The following is a 20,045-nucleotide window of genomic DNA, read 5'->3' as shown; positions in this document are numbered from 1 at the left end:
ATATATCCCACATACTTTTGTCTGAAAAAAATACAAAATATGCTGAGAGCAATTCTTATTATAATTTTTATCTCCTCAACTTTAAGGGGCTTCACTCAAACCAAATTTACCATAAGCGGTACAGTAAAAGATGCTAAAACTGGTGAGTTGATGATTGGTGCTTCTATACGTGTCAAGCAACTACCCAATACTGGGGTTTCATGTAACGAATACGGGTTTTATTCACTCACTATTCCGCAGGGCAACTACACACTTTCGGCCGGAATGATAGGCTACCATACTAAAAGCATAGAAGAAGTAAGCTTAACAGCTAATCAAAAAATTGATTTCCAGCTGACAGAGGAAGCTTCCTTACTTAACGAGGTAGTTGTTAAAGCCACTGCTGCAAATGAAAATGTCAGCAATCCTACAATGGGTTTCGAGAAACTCAACATTAAAGAAATAAACCAGGTGCCGGTCCTGTTGGGAGAAAGAGACCCACTGAAGGTAATGCAATTATTACCTGGTATCAAATCGGCCGGAGAAGGCAATAGTGGGTTCAACGTGAGAGGAGGTAATATTGACCAGAATCTCATTTTATTAGATGAAGCCCCGGTTTATAATGCGTCTCATTTACTCGGCTTTTTTAGCACCTTCAATGCCGATGCTATTAAAGACCTGAGTATTTATAAAGGCAATAGCCCGGCCCAATATGGTGGAAGGCTATCATCGGTATTAGATATAAAAATGAACGATGGTAATAATCAGGATTTCAAAATTGGCGGAGGAATCGGTTTAATTGCGAGTCATTTGTCAGTTGAAGGGCCAATCCAGAAAGATAAAAGTTCGTTTTTGATTACCGGCCGCAGAACGTATGCCGATGCATTTCTGAAGTTATCGAACAACGAAAATCTCAACAAGAATACCCTGTATTTCTACGACCTCAACGCCAAGCTCAATTATACTTTTTCGGATAAAGACCGCCTTTATTTATCAGGCTATTTTGGCCGGGATAAATTTGGAATCAATGATTTATTTGGGATAGATTGGGGAAATGTCACCGGAACTCTTCGCTGGAATCACTTATTTACAGATAGACTTTTCAGCAATACTTCATTTATCTATAGTAAATATAATTATCAGGTGAGTGTAGCCAATGGGTCTAATCAATTTCAGTTAAGTTCTGATATCAGGGATATTAATTTAAAACAAGAGTTCAGTTTTTTTCCAAATCCTCAGAACTCCATGCGTTTTGGTGTTAATGTCATCCATCACACCCTTACCCCACGTTCGCGTGAGTCAACTGGAGAAAACTCAAGTATAAACACCACTTCTGAACCCGATAAAACTGCTTTTGAATCAGCCATTTATGCCACCAACAAGTGGAATCCAACTCAAAATTTTAATATCGAGTATGGATTAAGATTAAGCGCTTTTACAGTAATGGGGGGTAGTGATTTTTATGAGTTTGATAATCAGGGGCAACTCCTCAATACGATAAGCTATGACAAAAATAAAGTAGTGAAGAATTACTTTAATCTTGAGCCCAGAATATCGGCAAGTTATTTACTTAGCCCTTCTCTGTCTCTGAAGGCAGCTTATAGCAGAAATACACAGCATTTACATTTACTGAGCAGTTCAAATGCGGCGTCGCCTACAGACCGTTGGCTCATAAATACCAATAATATCAAACCCGAAATTGCCGACCAGATTTCAGTAGGAGTTTTTAAAAACTTACAGGATAACGCCTACGAGTTCAGTACGGAAATATACTATAAAACCATGCAGAATCAGGTAGATTATAAAGATGGCGCCGATTTTATACAAAGCCAGAATATTGAATCACAACTGCTTTTCGGTAAAGGGCGTGCCTATGGAGCTGAGTTTTTATTAAGAAAGAAAACCGGAAATCTGACAGGTTGGATTGGATACACGCTTAGCAGAAGTGAACGAAAAATTGATGGTATTAATAATAATGAATGGTATGTAGCCAAGCAGGACAGGACACATGATATTTCGATAGTTGGTACTTACCAGTTTTCAAAAAAATGGTCAGTTTCAGGAACCTGGGTATATAATACCGGAAACGCCGTTACGTTCCCTACTGCCAAATACAGAATTGACGGTGGCGTAGCCTTCTTGTATTCAGAAAGAAACGGTTATCGCATGCCCGACTACCACCGTCTTGATTTAGGTGCAACCCTGAATTTTATTAAAAAACCAAGCCGCGAATCAAATCTGTCTTTTGGGATTTATAATGCCTATGGTCGCTCGAATCCATACGCATACAATTTTGGTGAGAGCATTGATAATCCGGGAATCACAGAGGTGAGCAGAGTGACACTTTTCAAGTATGTACCGTATGTTACCTACAACTTCAAATTCTAAAAACTATAAATAATGAATAAAACAGCCATATATCTTTTCGTTTTATTGGGTCTAAGTTCCTGTATCGACACTGTACAACTTGACCTCAGAAGCATTGAGCCGCAGGTGGTAATTGAAGGCAAAATGACCGATGACAGCACACAAAACGAAGTAAAAATTACGCTCTCGCAAGATTTTCAGCAAAAGAATGAGTTTCCACCCATCACTACAGCCAAGGTAACCATTACAGATATAACTACCGGTGAAAGTGAAGATTTGCTACAGGATTTCCCGGGTGTTTATAGTATTCATCACCTCAAAGGAGCCTCCGGTCATAGGTATACAATGAGAGTAGAATACAATGACAAAATCTATGAAGCTCAGTCTACCATGCCTCAGAAAGTGGCGTTTCAGGAGTTGAAATATCAAACAGTTTCGCGCTTTGATGCGAAAACTAAAATGGTTGCAGTTTATCATGACCCGAAAGAAGAAGTGAACTATTATCGATGGGCTACCATTGGCAACGACGGTATTCGCAGCCGTGCTTATTTTGTCAGAAGTGATATTTTCAATAATGGCAACCATATCGAGCAGGTGATTGATAGCGGAATTGACATTAATACAGGCGATAAAATCACCATTGAGATGCAGTGTATAGATAGGGCTACCTTCGACTATTTTCTGACTTTGGTAAAACAACAAGGCCAGGGATTGAATAACGGAGCGGCAGGTACAAATCCGCCAATTAATATTTCGGGGGGAGCATTAGGGTATTTTGGTGCTTATACTATCGAGAAAAAGACTTTGGAAATCCAATAATGAAGAAGCTATTATTTGCCCTAACCACCCTATATTTTTTATCGGGGCAATCATATATTGCCCAACGAAAACCATTTGTTTTCACACCTATAGATGTACTGTCAACCTTTATTTGATATTCAATACTTTCTTCACTTTTTTTAACTCTAATGTTGGAGGCATTTGTCCTTTCGCTACCTTAGTCATAGCCAGTTTTGCTATTTTTTTGGCGTCTTTTTCAGTTTTAAAAGCCTGATTCCCCGGTAAAGCCGGAATAATAGTTTGGTTAACCAAAAGCTTGTAGCGTAAATAGAGCTTATATCCCCAGCCATTGGCTTGCGGATAGGTTTCATATTGCAGACTATCGTTATAGGCATAAAGAATACCGTAGTCCTGATTCTTTATGGGTGCTTGATTAGTTTTTTGTGCTAACCCTGCAAAACTTACACTTATACATAACAAAAGTATAACCAGTGTTTTCATATTTATTTGCCGTTTTGAGCTTGTAAAACTATATTTTTAAGTGCTTCAACATCTTTACGAATGGCATCGTTTTCCTTTTTCAATTCCTTAATGGCTTCAACTAATACAGGTGTCAGTCTGGCGTAATCTACTGATTTATACCCTTGTGCATCGGTAATAACTAACTCAGGAAACAAAGCCTCTACCTCCTGCGCTATAAACCCTATCTGGCGACTCTCAGGAAAGTTTTTTTCTTTAAATTGCTCTGTTTTCCAATAATAATGAAAGCCGTTCAATTGCATCACTTTATTTAGTGGGTTGGCTATATAAGAAAGATTTCTTTTATAACGGATATCTGAAGTACAGGAAGCCCCTGTGCTGACTATATTACCATTCAGGCAGGCACTTCCATTTCCGTTTATCCGGAATAATTCTTTTGAAGAAGTAGTACTTTCAGCTGCATAAAATATATGAGCAGCTTCTAAATGTTCAACCTGATAACGAAGAGATCCTCCATTTACACCAAACCCATAAAACTGATGGTCATTATCAGCCTCTCCCCATAGTATTATCTTTTTATTTTTAAGCGTAGTAGCAAGATGTATTAATGCTTTAGGAGAATCCATACCTATGCCCAAATAACCAGAAGTACTTAATTTGGTTAACTGATTAGCTTGATTGAAATCGTTTCCCTGTCTGGTAACATCAGCTGACAAAGTAGCATCTGGTAAAACGGAAGCTGGTATTTTACCTGAGCTATCTGTTTTAACTAGTTGCGAAAACCCATTGAAATTATTGCCTTGCTGGGTTAAATTTGATTCTTGCATACTATACTCCCAAAGACCCGCACTTAATGAGCGATTACCACCTACTAAACCAGTACTCACATATCCTTTACCGTTCATTGAAAAACTAACTGCGTTACCTATGGTTCCTATTCCAATATCTTTTTTCTTTATCCAATTACCTTTAGGGTTACCATCTACATCAGTACCATTGAAAATACTACTAGGGTCATATTCCCAAATATCTTTCTGTAAACTTATATCACTCCCATAGCCGCCGCCAATATATCCTTTATTATCTATAGAAAAACTAAAAGCCCTAAAACGTGTTGAACCAGCAAAATCAGCCTTTTGTGTCCATTTATCCTGATCAGGATTATACTCCCAAAAATCTTTGATGGCATTAATATCAGAATCAAGTCCTGTACCAATATAACCTCTGTTACCTATGGAAAAACCTGTAGTTGATAAGCGTATTACACCAGCAAAATCAGCTTTTTGTAGCCATTTATTTGTTTGGGGATCATATTCCCAGAAATCTTTTAGCAAGTCGTTAGCACGCCCGGTACCTATATAACCTTTATTGCCTATTGAAAAACCAACGGCATTTATACGCCCTTCGCCACCTAAATCAGCCTTTTGTGTCCAGATATTTGTGTGAGGATCATATTCCCAGAAATCTTTCTGATAATTATTATTACCATGACCTGTCCCAATATATCCTTTTGTATTGATTGAGAACCCAACTGCTCCGCCACGGGCAACTCCTCCAAAATCGGCCTTTTGTGCCCAGCTATCAGTTAATAAATCATATTCCCAGAAATCTTTCAGATTACTCCATCCATCAGTTCCAGTTCCTACATATCCTTTATTACCAATAGAAAAACCAACTGCAGCGAAACGTGCCGCTCCGCCAAAATCTGCTTTTTTGTTCCAAGTATCAGTGATTTGTAAATCAAAACCACAGAGTTTTTGCCAACTATTGTTTTGATAGACATTAAAACAATTGTCATCGGTATTATAAGTCATCTGCCCATTAGTAGGCTTAGTAATGGCATTGCGTTGGGTGGTTGTTAGCCTTGGTACATAAATCCCATCTGCCGAAAGCGTTGTTGATTGAGCAAAAACGGTATTGCCTGACTGGCCTATTAATCCAAGCCAGAGAAGAGAAAAGGTAATAGTGAAAAGAATGAGTTTTTTCATGGATAGTACTTTTAAGACAGACCTTCTTTAATCGGAATCTGCGAGCTGAATAAATAATCGATACTAAATAACTAAATGCGATAAAGGCAAATAAAGAAAGAGGGGAGTTTGACGGAATCCTGTAGGCATTTGACAGAATTTTGTGCGTAAGCATTCACTATAAATGCAGAGATGAGTTCTGTTAATTGGCGAATTCCAAACGCTGGTGGCTCAACTATAGCCGTAATATCAGCGCAAGGCCACAGATGCATCGCTTTGAAACACGCTCTTTACTGTATTCAATTTCCGTCGTGAAATAGGCAGTACAGAGCCATTATACATAGTAGCTTCGCCAACTTTACCATTATCTTTAATTGTAGAGATGCGCCTGATATTAACCAATGATCCGCGGTTAATACGAATAAAGTCCTTATCAAAAATGCGTTTTTCTAAAATTTTAAGCGTAAATGATGAGAGTATTTTACGGTTGTCGATGGTGTGCACATGGGTATAGTTCCAATCTGATTGAAGATAGACAATATCGTTGGTGTTGATCTGGTTTTTACTATTCAGCCGGAGGCTTTCTTGCAAATCACACAAAAACCTCAGATTTTCTTTTTGTACAAGAGTCATAGTTTTATCATTTAATGCCGAACAAAATTTAATAATCAATCGAAATAAGGAAATGATAGAATGCCTAATGAAGAAATGGGGGAGTTTGACCGAATTTTGTAGGAATTTGACCGAATTTTGTGAGTCGGCCCATATACGTATTTATATTTTTCGCTTAATTCATTATCTTGCTTGTTAATGCTATAGGATGTCTCTAAAATGAATAAAATAAGCGTATTGATTTTTCTCTTTTCAGGATTTCAAACCCTTCTGGCTCAAACTAAATCAATTACTTATTTGAGAGGGGCACTGCGTACATCTCAACCTGATACCAGCCGTGTTAAGATTCTGTATGCTTTAAGTGATGCTTACAACAGGCAGAACAAAAGTGATTCTTCTGTTTTCTTTGCCAATGAGGGAATAAAACTGGGCGAAAAACTAAAGTTCTACAAGCAAACCGGACATATATATAGAATGAAAGGGATTGCCCTGGGTCGGAAAGGTGAATATGAAAATGCACTATTGGCTTATCAGACAGCGCTTCAGATGCTGGAAAAAACTAACGACCTACCGGGTGCTGCACAATGTTACGGAAATTTATGTTTGTTATATAAACGCCTGGGTGATTCGAAGAAATCAACTGAATTTACCAAAAAAGGTATAGAATTGGGGCTAAAAGGCCTGGCTATCAGCGAAGCTATTCAGGAGAATAGCATTATAAACATGATCAGCAATAATCTGGGTATTGCTTACAGAGATTTAAAGGATTATGCCAATGCCCGGAAATATTATTTCAAAGCAATAGCCTCAGAAAAAGATAGTTTAAAACTCGGCAATCCTTTGTCAAATTTAGCGCAGCTATATATCGATGCTGACAAAGACTACGACAAAGCCATACAGATATATCAGCGGGCAGAAAAGGTTAATTTAGCCAATAAAAATTATCCGTTACTGGAGCATACCTATAGAAATATGGGAATGGCCTATTCATTGAAAGAGGATCATGAAAAAGCAATTGCTTATGGTGAGAAATCCGTTAGATTAGCTGAAACAGTGAAAGACCCTCACCGCTTGTTCAATGCGCATGGTGAGTTATACAGGTCATACAGAAGAAAAGGAGATTGGGAAAATGCCTTGAAAAATGTTAATCGGTATCGTAGCATCAAAGACTCTTTGGACGAAATGACAAAGTCGAGAGAAATCGTGACATTACAGGCCGATTTTGAAAAGCAAAAAGCTGAAGCAATTGCCACCATAGAAGCAGAAAAACAAAGAAGAATATCGGAAATACAAATAGAGGCTGAAATAGAAAAATTAAGACAAATCAAGCAGATTGAGTCGAATGCAGCCGTAGAAAAGTCCCGTTTGATTACCGAAATCAATACCAGATATGAGACAGAGAAAAAAGAGCAAAAAATTAGCGAATTAAACTTACTAAATACTGCTCAGAACAAGCAGCTACAACAACTTATCATTGGCATAGTTCTTTTAGCAATATTTGTTGGTATTTTATCCTGGCTTTATAGCATCATCCGGAATAGAAATAGAGATTTAGCTCTTAAAAATGAAAAAATCAATCAGCAATCTCGTCAACTAGAGGTGTTAATGCGGGAATTGCATCATCGGGTAAAGAATAATCTTGGGATAGTATCTGGTTTGCTTTTCTTACAGATTAAGTTTCTGCAAGACGAAAAGGCTATTAAAGCAGTAAAAGAAGGCCAACAAAGAATAGATGCCATGGGTTTGATTCATCAGAAATTATATCAGACCGAAAACATAGAAAAAGTAAATATTCAGGAATTTGTGGCAGATCTGGTTGATAATCTCATTCGTATTTATGGATTTGATAAAAATAGTCTGGCATTGGATTTTGATATTGATGATACAGACTTGAACGTTGATATAGCTATTCCACTCGGACTGATTATCAATGAGTTACTCACCAATTCTTTTAAATATGCATATCTGGATGTTGATAATCCTGAGTTAAGAGTGTATCTGAAAACAGATACAAATATTGTATTAGAAGTAGCCGATAATGGCAAAGGTCTGGACATAAAGCAATGGAAAGAAAAGAAAGGATCGTATGGAAGACAATTAATTAATACCCTGAGCAATCAGATAGGAGCAGACCTGACTGTAGAAAACCATCATGGTACGCTTTTTAAATTAACGATTCCCAAAGAGAATATTTAGAAAATAATTCCTCAAAATAATTACTCATGTGAACGATGATCGTATAAAAATCCTCATTATAGAAGACGATGGAATACTGGCTATGACGCTGAGCGATATGCTCGAAGAAGAAAATTTTAATGTAACAGGTATGGCAAGCAATGGTAAAAAAGCCATAGAATTAGCCAGAAATAATCCTGTTGACCTGATTTTATCAGATATTAATATTAAAGGAGACATAGATGGCATTGAAACAGTAAATGAGATTCTGAAATTTAAAAGCTTACCCATTATCTATGTGACAGCCATTTCAGAAAAAGAAACTCTCAACAGGGCAAAGCAAACACATCCGGCGGCTTATTTGATTAAGCCCGTTATTTTAACGAACCTGCTCAATTCGATAGAATTGGCTATCCACAATTTCAGAAATTTCTACAAGAGTAATCCTAAAGAAGAAACTAATCCGCAATCATTAAAAACTGAGACTGAGACGATTCTCCAAATGGATGATTATGTGTTTATCAAGCAGAATTATAATTTTATAAAAGTGTACTTAAATGATATTCTATTCATCAAAACTGATGATTCTTATATTACTATTCAGACAATAGCCAAGAAATATACACTTCGTTTATCTCTGACAAGTGCCTTAGAGCGACTCAATTTCTCCAGATTAGTAAAGGTTCACCGTTCTTTTGCCGTGAATGTGGCTAAAGTAGATAGTTTCAACGATCATGAAATCATGATTGGCCAGCATACTATTCCTATTGCAAGAAATCTGAAAGATACTTTTATGACTTCGTTTAAGCAGAAGTAAATTCCCAGATGAGCCATAAAACCGCATAAATCGGTAGAAAAGCTTGTATTATATAAAATCCTATATATTGAGAGGTTCAAGTGGTGTATAAAAAAATGTAAATTGAACTGTATTTAAAGTGAAATTAACATTTTTGCTAACTTTACTTTAACACAGTTCAATCTACATTTTTATTAATATTTACTTTCGTCTACAGCGTATTAATTTACTTATCCCACCAAACCTTAGAATCCAGATCGTCGTTTCCTTGTCTGCTTATGGCCTCCTTTACATTTACAGAATTAACCGAAATCTCAGAGTTTGGATAAGTCAATCTTCTGATAAATTCCCCTTTGATACTTTTTCCTGGAAAAGGATTAGGTGTTAATTTCGGAAAACCACTTCTTCTGAAATTAGCAAATGCTTCCGGCCCATTTAAAAAAGAGGCAACCCAATACTGCGTATTGATTTGTTCCAGAGCATTAGCAGTATCAAAAGTATTGTTTTTCAGATAAGTATCTATGGCATCTGAGGCAACTGTAGAATTAGCATCATAAGAAGCCAGTTGGTCCATGTGCGCTCTTACGCCATTTTTATAATAATCTTCCACCGAGCCGGTAGTCCATCCTCTTTGTGCAGCTTCGGCCAGTAACAATTGGGTTTGTCCATAAGTAACAAAATACATTGGGCTTGCCACTTTAGTCATACGTGTTCTGTCAACCTGGCTATATTCATAAAAACTCGCCAGCCCTGCAGCAGCAGCAGGCGCTTTAACGGTATTGTTATCATAACCCAAAGGCATCCCTATCTGTATAGCCGGGTCGGTTGAGGCTCTCGCAGCTACCTGGTCAGAACCTGAACCTGCCCCAACATATCTTACAGCAATGGCTTTCAATCTTGGGTCATTGGTTTTCTTCAGATAATCTACAAATGGAGCAGCTAAAAAGAAGTTGGCAGCTTCGGTAGAATTAAGCATCTGGCCCACACCATTCACATAATTGGGATCATGTTTAATAAAAGCGTTATCCGCATTTGAACTGAATACCCCTCCCTGAATAGCCTTTTGTACCGTTTCTTTTGCCAGTGCTTCATTCACTTTGCTTAGTCTCATGCCCACGCGCAGCAACAAAGAATAGCCGAATTTCTTCCATTTGGCAACATCTCCACCATACAACACATCTGCCGTTTCACGGGTTTTGGTCGCATCAAGCGCTGCCGATGCTTCGGTTAGTTCTTTGATAATATCTGTATAAATTGCTTGTTGCGTATCATATTTGGGCAGCACTATCTGATCTGTAAAACCCTTGCCAGCCTGAGTGTAAGGCACATCACCGTAGGTATCAGTCAGGATAATAAAAGCATACGCCTTCCAGATACGAGCCATGTGAAGCAGGTTAGTTCTTGCAGGCGCATCTTTCACTGTTTTTATCACATCGGTTGTATACAATACAACTGTTCTGTAATACCGTTGCCATATCTGTTGTGTAGCATCTCTGTTATCCTGATTAAAGTTAGCTCCGGCCACAACGCCCGAATTAGGCGTTACCATTTGTTGCACAATCCCCATTTCGTATTGCACAATCCCTGCCGGAAAAGAAGCATTAATCAAAGCATTATTGAAGGTAAACACCGGATTAATGGCCGTAGCCGCTGTTTTATTGATATTCAGCTCATCAAAACCTTTGTCGCACGACGAAACCAATACAATAAAAAAGCTTATCAATACGTAACTATATATTTTTTTCATGTTTGGTAGCATTAAAATTTAACATTTAAATTGAATCCTAAACTGCGGGTTGTTGGCAGACCCGTAGACTCCAGTCCGACAAGGTTGTCAGAAGAATAGCCAAAAGACTCTGGATCTATATTAGGCACCCATTTCTTTAGCATCAATACATTGTTTGCCACAAAACTTAGTTTTACTGCTTTTATCGGAGAATTCTGCGGTAAAAATTTAGTCAAATCATACCCGGCGGTAATCTGGCGGAGTTTCCAGTAACCTCCGTTATAAATAACAGGTTCAATTAAGGCAGACGTTCTTACTACTTCCCAATACGGTTGAATATTGGCTTTTACAGTATTTGGTTCTCCCTTTTCATTCACACCATCACCCACAATACCATCTCTGCCTTCCAGCGTAATTTTATGCAAACCCTCTCTGATCAGGTTAAAATTAGTGCCTGATAGCATCTTATTACCCAATTTGAAATCAATCAGAAATGAAAGACTGGCGCCTTTATAATTAAATGAGTTCGTGATACCGCCTACCCATTTTGGCAAGGCACTGCCAAACGAAATCAGGTCTGGTGTACGAATAGGAAGCCCGCCTGTTCCGAATATTTTTCTGCCTTGTGCATCTCTCTTATAGCCAAAGCCATATATTTGCGCCATTTCCTGCCCAACTATCTGTCTTAGTTCTCCATTGAACACGTGTGTACCTACTGTGATTCTTTCGCCCGGCGTATCGGTCAACAAGCTTAAAACTTTGGTGATATTATAAGAACCATTAAAGGTTAAATCCCACTGGAAATTTCTGGTTCTTAAAGGCACTAAATTCAATAAGAACTCAACGCCTTTGTTTTCACTTTTACCACTATTAATCAATGTATTGGTAAAACCTGAGGCATCAGAAATCTGCGCAGAAACAATCTGATCGTTGGTTATTTTTCTGTAAGCCGCAAAATCAAGACCTACACGATTCTTAAATAATTTCAACTCCAGACCAATTTCAGACTCGGCCGTTTGCATCGGTCTTAAGCCTGCATTAGGTACAGTTGTGCCCTGCGAACCACCCACAGGTTGAGAGGCACCCGAAGGATTTGGAAACAAGTTGGCATTGATTCCGTAAAACAGGTTGTTCGAATAAGGCGCCACATCGGTATCGCTACCCACTTCGGCATAAGCCACACGTAGTTTTCCGAAGTTCAACCAGCTTGGTACCGATTTAAATGCCTGCGAGAACACAAAACTACCTGACACCGAAGGATAGAGAATACTTCTGTTTTCGGGAGAAAGTGTCGAAAACCAGTCATTTCTGGCAGTTATATTTAAAAAGAGGAAGTCTTTATAAGACAATTCTCCCGAACCATATATTGAGTTAACAGATCTTTCAGTTAAACCATAAATAGGGTCTTTTACCCGACCATTCATAACCGTATACAAGCCTCTTACAACAAAATCCTGCACCAGTACGCTGTTCAGATCCGAACGGCGATACATCTGATTTCCCCCGGCATTGATATCCACACCAAAATTACCAAACTTTCTGCTTGCAGAAATCAATACATCCGCATTTGTCTCTCTGAATCTTCTCGATTCCTGCGTAAATGTACCATTCACAAATCCGGCAGGTGCAGGGCTTAACGAAGCATGTCCTGTCGGGAAATTATTAAACTCCTGGTCACGAGACCAGAAATCCTGACCAATGCGTCCCTGAATAAATAACCAGGGCAAAATATTGTATTTGGCTGAAATATTGCCAAAAATTCTATCGCGACGAATGTTCTGAAACTGTTCTGCCAATACCCAGTAAGGATTGGTACGATTCTTAAATCTCGAATAAACAAACTCGTTTCCATCGGCATCATATTTCTTTTTGTCCAGCAAATCCAAAGGCATAGAATTGGCCAAATTAGAAAGCGCTGTCGGAATAGAGTTATCCTGATTGGCTATATTAGGCGGATTTTTGTTGAACTCGTTCGAATAATTCACGTTCCCCGAAAAACTCAGCTTTTTAGACAAATCATAAGAAAAACCAAGGTTAACAGTTTTACGGCTAAAGCTATTGTTTGGCACAATACCTTTACTATCCATATTGGCAAATGAAAGATTAAACCCACCTTTGCTATCGGCTGCCGATAAGCTGATTGTATTGGTAAAATTCGAGCCATTTCTGTAGAATTTCCTGATTCTGTTATAAACGGGCTCATATGGCACAGTAACTCCATCAAACAATACCTGTGTCATGCCCGGCTGAAATTTCTCACCAAAAGACCACTGCCCCGAAGTAGGGTTAGGTGTAGTAGGCCGCACACCATTTTCTCCCTGACCATATTCGTACTGATAATCCGTAAAGTCAAGGGGAGTTTCGTTGGTGTAGTTTGAATTGAAACTTACGCCAATCCCGCGGCCACTGCCTTTGGTTTTAGTCGTAATCATAATAACACCATCTTTCGCACGCGACCCATACAAAGCGGCTGCCGTAGCGCCTTTAAGCACAGTCATGCTCTCGATATCATCAGGATTCACACTAGATAATCCATCCCCGCCATCAGAAGTATTTCCACCGCCTCTCACAGCAATAGAATTATCAGAAGCTGCGTTTCCCGGATTGGTACCAAAGTTGGTATTATCAATAGGTACACCATTGATAACAATCAGTGGGGTATTCTGGCCTGAAAAAGAAGATTGTCCGCGTATCCTGATTTTTGAAGTGCCATTAGGACCGGTGCCTAAACCCGAGATATTTACACCGGCTATTTTCCCTTGCAAAGTATTCATAAAATTAGGCGAACGATTTTCTGTAATTGCATCTGCGGTAATAGTCGAAGTGGCATATCCCAGTTTTTTAGCGTCTTTTTTAATACCTAAAGCCGTTACTACCACCTCTTCAAGGTTAGTTGCATCTTCTTCCATCGAAACATTCACGATGCTCTGGTTACCGGCATTTATTTCCTGATTTTTAAAGCCTATGAAGCTGAAAACCAAAGTCACACCTGAAGAAGCATTCACACTATAGTTGCCGTTTGCATCGGTAGTACTACCCGTGCTGGTACCTTTTACCTGAACCGATACACCCGGAAGAGAAGAGCCATCTTTGGAAGAAGTTACCTTTCCTGAAATTCTCTGAGCATAGCCAGCCGTTGAGAACAGCAAAGAGAAGATTAATAATAATAATAGGAGTTGTTTTTTCATACGATGAGTATTGGGTTATTATTCATGCAAATTTTTAGAAATATTTCAAGGAAATCTTTCATTAAACTACAGCGGTGATTTTTATAATAATTTCCTGAAAAGTTTGTGATATTTTTACAAGCGATAATTCTAAGGAAAACATCTATTAATGAATCATTTTTCCTTTTATAAAGGCAAATCACCTGAGCTACAGGCTTTTCCGCATATTTTGGAGTTTCTTTGTAAGAAAATCCAGCATGTGCAGCCTGATTCGTTTGCCTTGAGGGAAAGTGTATGTTTAAGATTTTATTTTGTGCTGGAGGGAAAGTTTGAATGGCAGATTGATAATCATATAGCTACGCTCTATCCGAACGATGCGATAATGGTACTTCCCAAACAGGTCTTTGGTAGTCCGAAAGGAGTCTGGGATGTAGGCATGGTGGTATCTATTATGCTCAATATTCATCTGTTTTCAGAGGAAGGAGAATTAGTTTTAGGCGAATGGAGCAATATTCCTGTTTTAGAGCAACGGCTGATCGGTAAAATGTTTGCTTTAAATAAGAAACCCATTATGCAGAACTTCAAAGGAATTGGTGAAGTACTGCAAAAAATAGAAAACGAACTCACCACCGGAGAATTAGGCAGTAAAACACGTATTAATCATTTACTGGATGAATTGCTGATTATTACGGCCAGACAAATGAGCAGACAGGATAACCAGCGCCGCGATTTTCCTCAGACTTTTCAGAAATTAGACCATATTTTACGCGAGAACCTTTCTCATCCGTGGACAGTCGAAGAAATGGCTGCCATTATGGGTTTAGGCACCACAGCCTTTACCGAGAAAGTAAAATCCTATTCAGGTTTTTCACCACTCAATTACCTCATCAATTTAAGAATTTCAGAAGCAATCCGTTTATTAAAAAGTTCTGATAGCAACCTCACGGATATTGCTTTAGATACGGGCTTTTACTCGTCACAACATTTTTCAACCACCTTTAAAAAATTAACAGGCTATACACCCGGGCATTTTAGAAAAAACTTATAAGATGGAAGCTATTATAACCATTGATATTGGCACTACCGCAGTAAAAATTATTGCCTTTGATTTAAAAGGAATAGAGATTACCCGCCGCAAGGGTACTTATCCTATTTTTCATACCCAACCAGACTATAGCGAGCAAGACCCCGAACAGGTCTTTATTACGGTACTTTTTGTATTAAAAGGCTTGTTGAATGACCCTGCTTTCTTTAAAAAACATAAGGTAATTGCTATCGTTTTCAGTTCTTCTATGCATAGTGTATTGCCTATAGATAAAAACGGTGTACCGCTGGGAAATGCCATTATCTGGGCCGATAACCGGGCCAGAAAAGAAGCAGAAGAGCTAAAAAAATCATCTTTCGGGGCTGATATTTATAAAGCCACAGGTACGCCTATACACCCTATGTCTCCACTGGCAAAGATTACCTGGATTAAAAACCATGAGCCGGAACGTTTTGCCAGAACAAGTAAATTTATTTCACTTAAGGAGTATATTTTATGCCAGTTCACAAGTGAATATGTGATAGATTATAGTCTGGCTTCTGCCACAGGGCTTTTTAATATACATACCCTGACCTGGGAGGCAAAATCTTTAGATTATGCGGGTATCAATAGCAATTACCTTTCAACACCCATGTCTGTTCTGACGTCGGAACTAAAAATTCGTCCGGAATTAGCAAAATCCTTAAGAATAGCCGACAAAACAAAACTAATTATAGGGAGTAGTGATGGCTGTTCAGCCACACTGAGTTCAGGTGTTGTCGGAGACGGACAAGCCATCATTTCAATCACTTCCAGTGGTGCGGTTAGGGTAGCAGGCGAAAAAGTATTACAGGATGAGAAACAACGTTTCTTTAATTATATTTTAGATAAGGGGCTTTACATCTCGGGTGGCCCCACGAATAATGGTGGTGTAGCAATCGAGTGGTTTACGCGTCAGTTTGGAAACTTTAATAATGGCCTTGATTTTGAAGATGCTGTCAAGGATTTGTTCAAAGATGCTGCTCAGGTTCAAGCTGGTGCAAATGGCCTGCTTTTTTTACCATATATACTCGGTGAAAGAGCGCCAATCTGGAACGCCAATGCCAGAGGCATGTATTTTGGCATAAACATTACACACGAACCGCAGCATTTTGTAAGAGCAACCATTGAGGGAATCTTGTTCGAGATATATAGCATCGGCAAATTACTGCAACAATACAGAAACATTGACAACCTTTATGTAAACGGAACTTTTGCCACAGATCCTCTCTGGTCGCAGATAATCTCAGATATTTTTGGGAAAGCAGTGAATGTAAATGACAATAAAAATAGTGCAAATGCCGGGGCAGCACTATTGGCGTTGACAGAAATAGGTGTTTTCAAAAACCTGAAGGAAGCAGCAAAAAGCATTAATTCTTCCAAAATATACCAGCCCGACCTTAGAAACCATCAGAGGTATCAGAAATTCTATCAGATTTTCGAACAGCTAACCTATAAACTCGAACCAGAGTTCGATTTAATCGCCCAATTGCAGCAAAATCAGACTGATTGATAATTTCAAATAATAATAGTGACAAAGCTTTTAACACCCTTACAAACCCCTATACTTTTAAGCACTTAACATTATAAGACCTGAAAATTCATAAAATACTCTAAATGTAATATCTCATCCTTTAACCACTTTTCTATTACCAGCCATGAAATTGAAAGACTATTGGTACCCTCTGAGCATCCTTCTGCTCGTCGTACTTGGCTATAATTTTCCTGAGACCTTTAGTAGTCCTTTCGGAGTTAAACTCAATGCCTTTATCAAGCCTGTTTTACAGGTGATTATGCTGGGAATGGGTGCCACTATGACAGTCGATGATTTTACAGAGGTTTTTAAATCGCCTCTCAAAGTATTTATCGGCTTGGTTTGTCATTTTACCATTATGCCTTTTTCGGGGCTGGTACTATCAAAGATTTTCAGCTTTCCGCCAGAAATTGCGGCTGGAATTATTCTGATAGGCAGTAGTCCAAGTGGTCTTGCCTCGAATGTAATGGCACTCATGGCCAGAGCAAACGTTGCCTTATCAGTTACTATTACTACTTTATCTACCCTGATGGCACCGTTTATGACGCCTTTTCTGATGAAAGTATTAGGAGGAGGCTTAATTGAAGTAGATTTCTGGGCAATGTTCTGGGATATGACACAAATGGTAATTTTACCTATCGTCTTAGGACTAGCACTTTATAAGATGATGCCTAAGATAATGGTCAGATTCAATAAAATCCTGCCCGTTTTTTCCATGTTGGGTATTGCCTACGTAATCCTCGTGGTAACTGCCAGCGGTGCCAATTCTCTCAGAACAGTCGGATTATTGCTGGTAGTTGTAGTAATCATTCATAATATTTTTGGATATACCCTCGGTTATTTTTTCTCCCGTTTATTAAAATTCACAGAGTCAGATGCCCGTGCCATTTCTTTCGAAGTAGGTATGCAGAATGCAGGGCTGGCATCAGCTTTAGCCAATGAGATGGGTCGAATCGCTACAGTGGGTCTGGCAGCTGCTATTTTTGGCCCGGTAATGAATATTACAGGTTCAATGCTGGCCAGTTTCTGGAGTAAACGCCCATCTGATAACCAATCCTAAAACAGATAAATCATTTAAATCAATTAAAACCATATCCTATCTGATAACTATGAGAAAAATTTATTTAGGTATCCTCCTATGTTTGGGAATATCAAGCCTTCATGCGCAACAAATTTCAAAAGAGTACCTTGTACATCTTACCCGTGAATGGAAAGGTGAAAGATTTCCTGACGGGCGGCCTAAAGTAGAAGATGCCCTCCTGAAGCGCATGAAAAAAGTAACTCTGGAAGAAGCCTGGGCGGTATTAAGGAATCATAATTACAGATACCAGTTTGAGGGCAACTGGCAGACCATCAATCCTGATTCTGTATTGGTAGGTAGAGCCGTAACGGCCATTTTTACGCCCGGACGGCCAGATATACAATCGGCTATTGACGATAAAGGTCATGATAAAGACGGACGCATCAAGTCTCAGAACGCCTGGCCTATTGATTTGCTGGTGAAAGGAGATGTGTATGTAGTTGATCAATTTAACGCCTATGAAGATGGCCCAACGATTGGTGATAATCTCGGCAACTCTATCTATGCAAAAACAGGTAATGGAATTGTATATGACGGTGCTGTAAGGGATTTAAGTGGCCTAAAAGAAATAGGAGGATTTACCTCCTTCTATAGAAGTTATCATCCATCGCATCACCTGAATGACGCCAAAAAAGCCTTAAATACCACACTTGTTGGTATTAATCAACCTACACGTATCGGTAATGCCACAGTAATGCCAGGCGATGTTGTACTGGGTAGAGAAGGTGGGGTCTTATTTATCCCTCCGCACCTGGCCGAAGAAGTAGTTAAGGTGTCTGAAGTAGTCCGCCTTCGTGATATGTTTGGGCACCAACGGCTCCGTGAACAAAAATATACTCCGGGGCAGATTGATACCCGATGGTCGGATGATATTGAGAAAGACTTTTCTCAATGGCTTCGCGATCATATCAATAAATTACCAGTTGACCCGGCTCAGATTCAGGAAATCCTGAAGCAAAGAACCTGGTAACTGGCCTTTACATTTTAAAGCATCTATATTCAACCTGAGGACAACCCCTCTCTAAAACCTTTATAAATCAGTGAACAGAAGAAATTTTTTCCAGAAAGCAGCCGTAAGCTCTGCCTTAGCTGCCACTTCATTTTCAACTTTTGGCAATGAATACATCAAAGCCATTGATAGAGCGCCTAAAAGCTCGGCACCCTCTGATTTAAAAATAACCGATATTAAAGCCGGATATATTCGTGGTGGGCATAGCTTGTTTGTAAAAATTTATACCAATCAGGGCATAGTTGGGCATGGAGAAGGGGTTGATGCTACCCCCGGCACCTATTATCTTGTCAAATCGATGGGCAGACGGATCCAAGGACAAAACCCCTTGAATGTAAACAGGCTATTTGAAACCATACGGAAATCAGGCTTTTTTGAAGGTGCACAATCAGGTATGTTTGTAGCCGTGCTGACGGCTATCGAAACCGCTCTCTGGGATGTAGCAGGTAAAGCATTGGGCGTGCCTGTTTACCAGCTTTTAGGTGGTAAATTCAGAGATACCGTAAGAGTATATATGGATACGGCGCTCTATCAGAATCAGCTACCTAAACCGGAGGATTTTGCCAAAGCAGCCCGCGAGGCTGTGGATATGGGTTTCACGGCTGTTAAGTTCGATTTAGATCAGGGCAATGATCCTAATAAATATGACCGTTTTAACTGGACAGCCAGTCCGGCCGAACTGCAACGCATGTACGACCAGATGGCCGCAGCCAGAAAGGAGGTGGGTCCTAAAATTGATATATGCGCCGATATGCATGGTCGTTATGATGCTTCCACAGGTGAAAGAGCCGCAAAATTACTTGAACCATTAGGCTTAATGTGGCTCGAAGAACCTATTCCTGCCGAAAATACTGATGCCTACAAAAAGATAACGGCCTCTACCTCAACACCTATTTGTGCAGGAGAAAACCACTATCTGGCTTATGGATTCCGTCCATTACTTGAAAGCGGAGCAGTAGATATTATCATGCCTGATTTACAAAAATGTGGTGGTTTGGGCGAAGGTCAACGGATTGCCAATTTAGCCAATCTGTATTATGTACCATTTGCGCCACACATGGTAGCCTCTTATCTTGGCGCAATGGCTTGTGCCCATGTATGCGCTTCTGTTCCGAACTTTATGATTATGGAGTGGCAGATATACTTCCATAAAGACCCAATGTTTAAAGAAATTGTAACCTTCAAAGGCGATATGGTTGAAAAAAACGGTTTCATCAGGGTAAGAGATGAACCGGGTATTGGCGTAGAAATCAATGAAGAAGGCATGAAAAAGTATGCTACGCCGGGAGTACCTTTCTTTGAATAATTA

General features: G+C 39.2%; 14 protein-coding genes. 9 read left to right on the top strand and 5 right to left on the bottom strand.

Annotated elements, in window-relative coordinates:
• The first annotated feature begins 39 nt into the window (after window positions 1-39).
• Together ACYVFA_RS24400 and ACYVFA_RS24395 are read left to right on the top strand one after the other, a co-directional pair.
• Window positions 40-2,367, top strand: a complete 2,328-nt coding sequence (locus tag ACYVFA_RS24400; RefSeq protein ID WP_460474473.1) for a TonB-dependent receptor — start codon at window positions 40-42, stop codon at window positions 2,365-2,367.
• Between the two features lie 12 nt (window positions 2,368-2,379).
• Entirely contained in the window at window positions 2,380-3,165 is a 786-nt protein-coding gene (locus ACYVFA_RS24395; protein WP_460474472.1) for a DUF4249 domain-containing protein, read from the top strand.
• A gap of 108 nt (window positions 3,166-3,273) precedes the next feature.
• Here ACYVFA_RS24395 and ACYVFA_RS24390 read toward each other — a convergent pair whose 3' ends face one another.
• From ACYVFA_RS24390 to ACYVFA_RS24380, 3 genes are all read right to left on the bottom strand, one after another.
• Window positions 3,274-3,627, bottom strand: a complete 354-nt coding sequence (locus ACYVFA_RS24390; protein WP_460474471.1) for a DUF4907 domain-containing protein — start codon at window positions 3,625-3,627, stop codon at window positions 3,274-3,276.
• A gap of 2 nt (window positions 3,628-3,629) precedes the next feature.
• Window positions 3,630-5,594: a tail fiber domain-containing protein gene (locus ACYVFA_RS24385; protein WP_460474470.1), complete on the bottom strand. Its 1,965-nt coding sequence runs from the start codon at window positions 5,592-5,594 to the stop codon at window positions 3,630-3,632.
• Between the two features lie 228 nt (window positions 5,595-5,822).
• On the bottom strand, window positions 5,823-6,206 hold the full coding sequence (locus tag ACYVFA_RS24380; protein ID WP_460474469.1) for a LytR/AlgR family response regulator transcription factor: 384 nt from the start codon (window positions 6,204-6,206) through the stop codon (window positions 5,823-5,825).
• A gap of 198 nt (window positions 6,207-6,404) precedes the next feature.
• On the opposite strand from ACYVFA_RS24380, the gene ACYVFA_RS24375 reads away from it, so the two are divergent.
• Window positions 6,405-8,381, top strand: coding sequence for a tetratricopeptide repeat-containing sensor histidine kinase (locus ACYVFA_RS24375; RefSeq protein ID WP_460474468.1), 1,977 nt, complete (start codon window positions 6,405-6,407; stop codon window positions 8,379-8,381).
• A gap of 28 nt (window positions 8,382-8,409) precedes the next feature.
• The gene (locus ACYVFA_RS24370) at window positions 8,410-9,177 is read left to right on the top strand and encodes a response regulator (protein WP_460474467.1); all 768 of its coding nucleotides are present in this window, start codon (window positions 8,410-8,412) and stop codon (window positions 9,175-9,177) included.
• A 205-nt stretch (window positions 9,178-9,382) separates the two neighbouring features.
• Here ACYVFA_RS24370 and ACYVFA_RS24365 read toward each other — a convergent pair whose 3' ends face one another.
• Entirely contained in the window at window positions 9,383-10,903 is a 1,521-nt protein-coding gene (locus ACYVFA_RS24365) for a SusD/RagB family nutrient-binding outer membrane lipoprotein (protein WP_460474466.1), read from the bottom strand.
• Between the two features lie 11 nt (window positions 10,904-10,914).
• On the bottom strand, window positions 10,915-14,070 hold the full coding sequence (locus ACYVFA_RS24360) for a SusC/RagA family TonB-linked outer membrane protein (RefSeq protein ID WP_460474465.1): 3,156 nt from the start codon (window positions 14,068-14,070) through the stop codon (window positions 10,915-10,917).
• Window positions 14,071-14,218: 148 nt separating this feature from the next.
• On the opposite strand from ACYVFA_RS24360, the gene ACYVFA_RS24355 reads away from it, so the two are divergent.
• The 5 genes from ACYVFA_RS24355 to ACYVFA_RS24335 all read left to right on the top strand — a co-directional run bounded on the left by ACYVFA_RS24355 (window position 14,219) and on the right by ACYVFA_RS24335 (window position 20,042).
• On the top strand, window positions 14,219-15,097 hold the full coding sequence (locus ACYVFA_RS24355) for a helix-turn-helix transcriptional regulator (protein WP_460474464.1): 879 nt from the start codon (window positions 14,219-14,221) through the stop codon (window positions 15,095-15,097).
• Window position 15,098: 1 nt separating this feature from the next.
• The gene (locus ACYVFA_RS24350) at window positions 15,099-16,625 is read left to right on the top strand and encodes a gluconokinase (protein WP_460474463.1); all 1,527 of its coding nucleotides are present in this window, start codon (window positions 15,099-15,101) and stop codon (window positions 16,623-16,625) included.
• Between the two features lie 145 nt (window positions 16,626-16,770).
• Complete coding sequence (locus ACYVFA_RS24345) at window positions 16,771-17,706, top strand: bile acid:sodium symporter family protein (protein ID WP_460474462.1); 936 nt, start codon at window positions 16,771-16,773, stop codon at window positions 17,704-17,706.
• A 49-nt stretch (window positions 17,707-17,755) separates the two neighbouring features.
• Window positions 17,756-18,697, top strand: a complete 942-nt coding sequence (locus ACYVFA_RS24340; RefSeq protein ID WP_460474461.1) for an RraA family protein — start codon at window positions 17,756-17,758, stop codon at window positions 18,695-18,697.
• A 70-nt stretch (window positions 18,698-18,767) separates the two neighbouring features.
• Complete coding sequence (locus tag ACYVFA_RS24335; protein ID WP_460474460.1) at window positions 18,768-20,042, top strand: mandelate racemase/muconate lactonizing enzyme family protein; 1,275 nt, start codon at window positions 18,768-18,770, stop codon at window positions 20,040-20,042.
• Window positions 20,043-20,045: the final 3 nt, after the last annotated feature.

The sequence above is a fragment of the Emticicia fontis genome, assembly GCF_054779675.1.
Note: the sequence above shows the minus strand (reverse complement) of the source record. Positions and strands in the feature narration are given on the sequence as shown.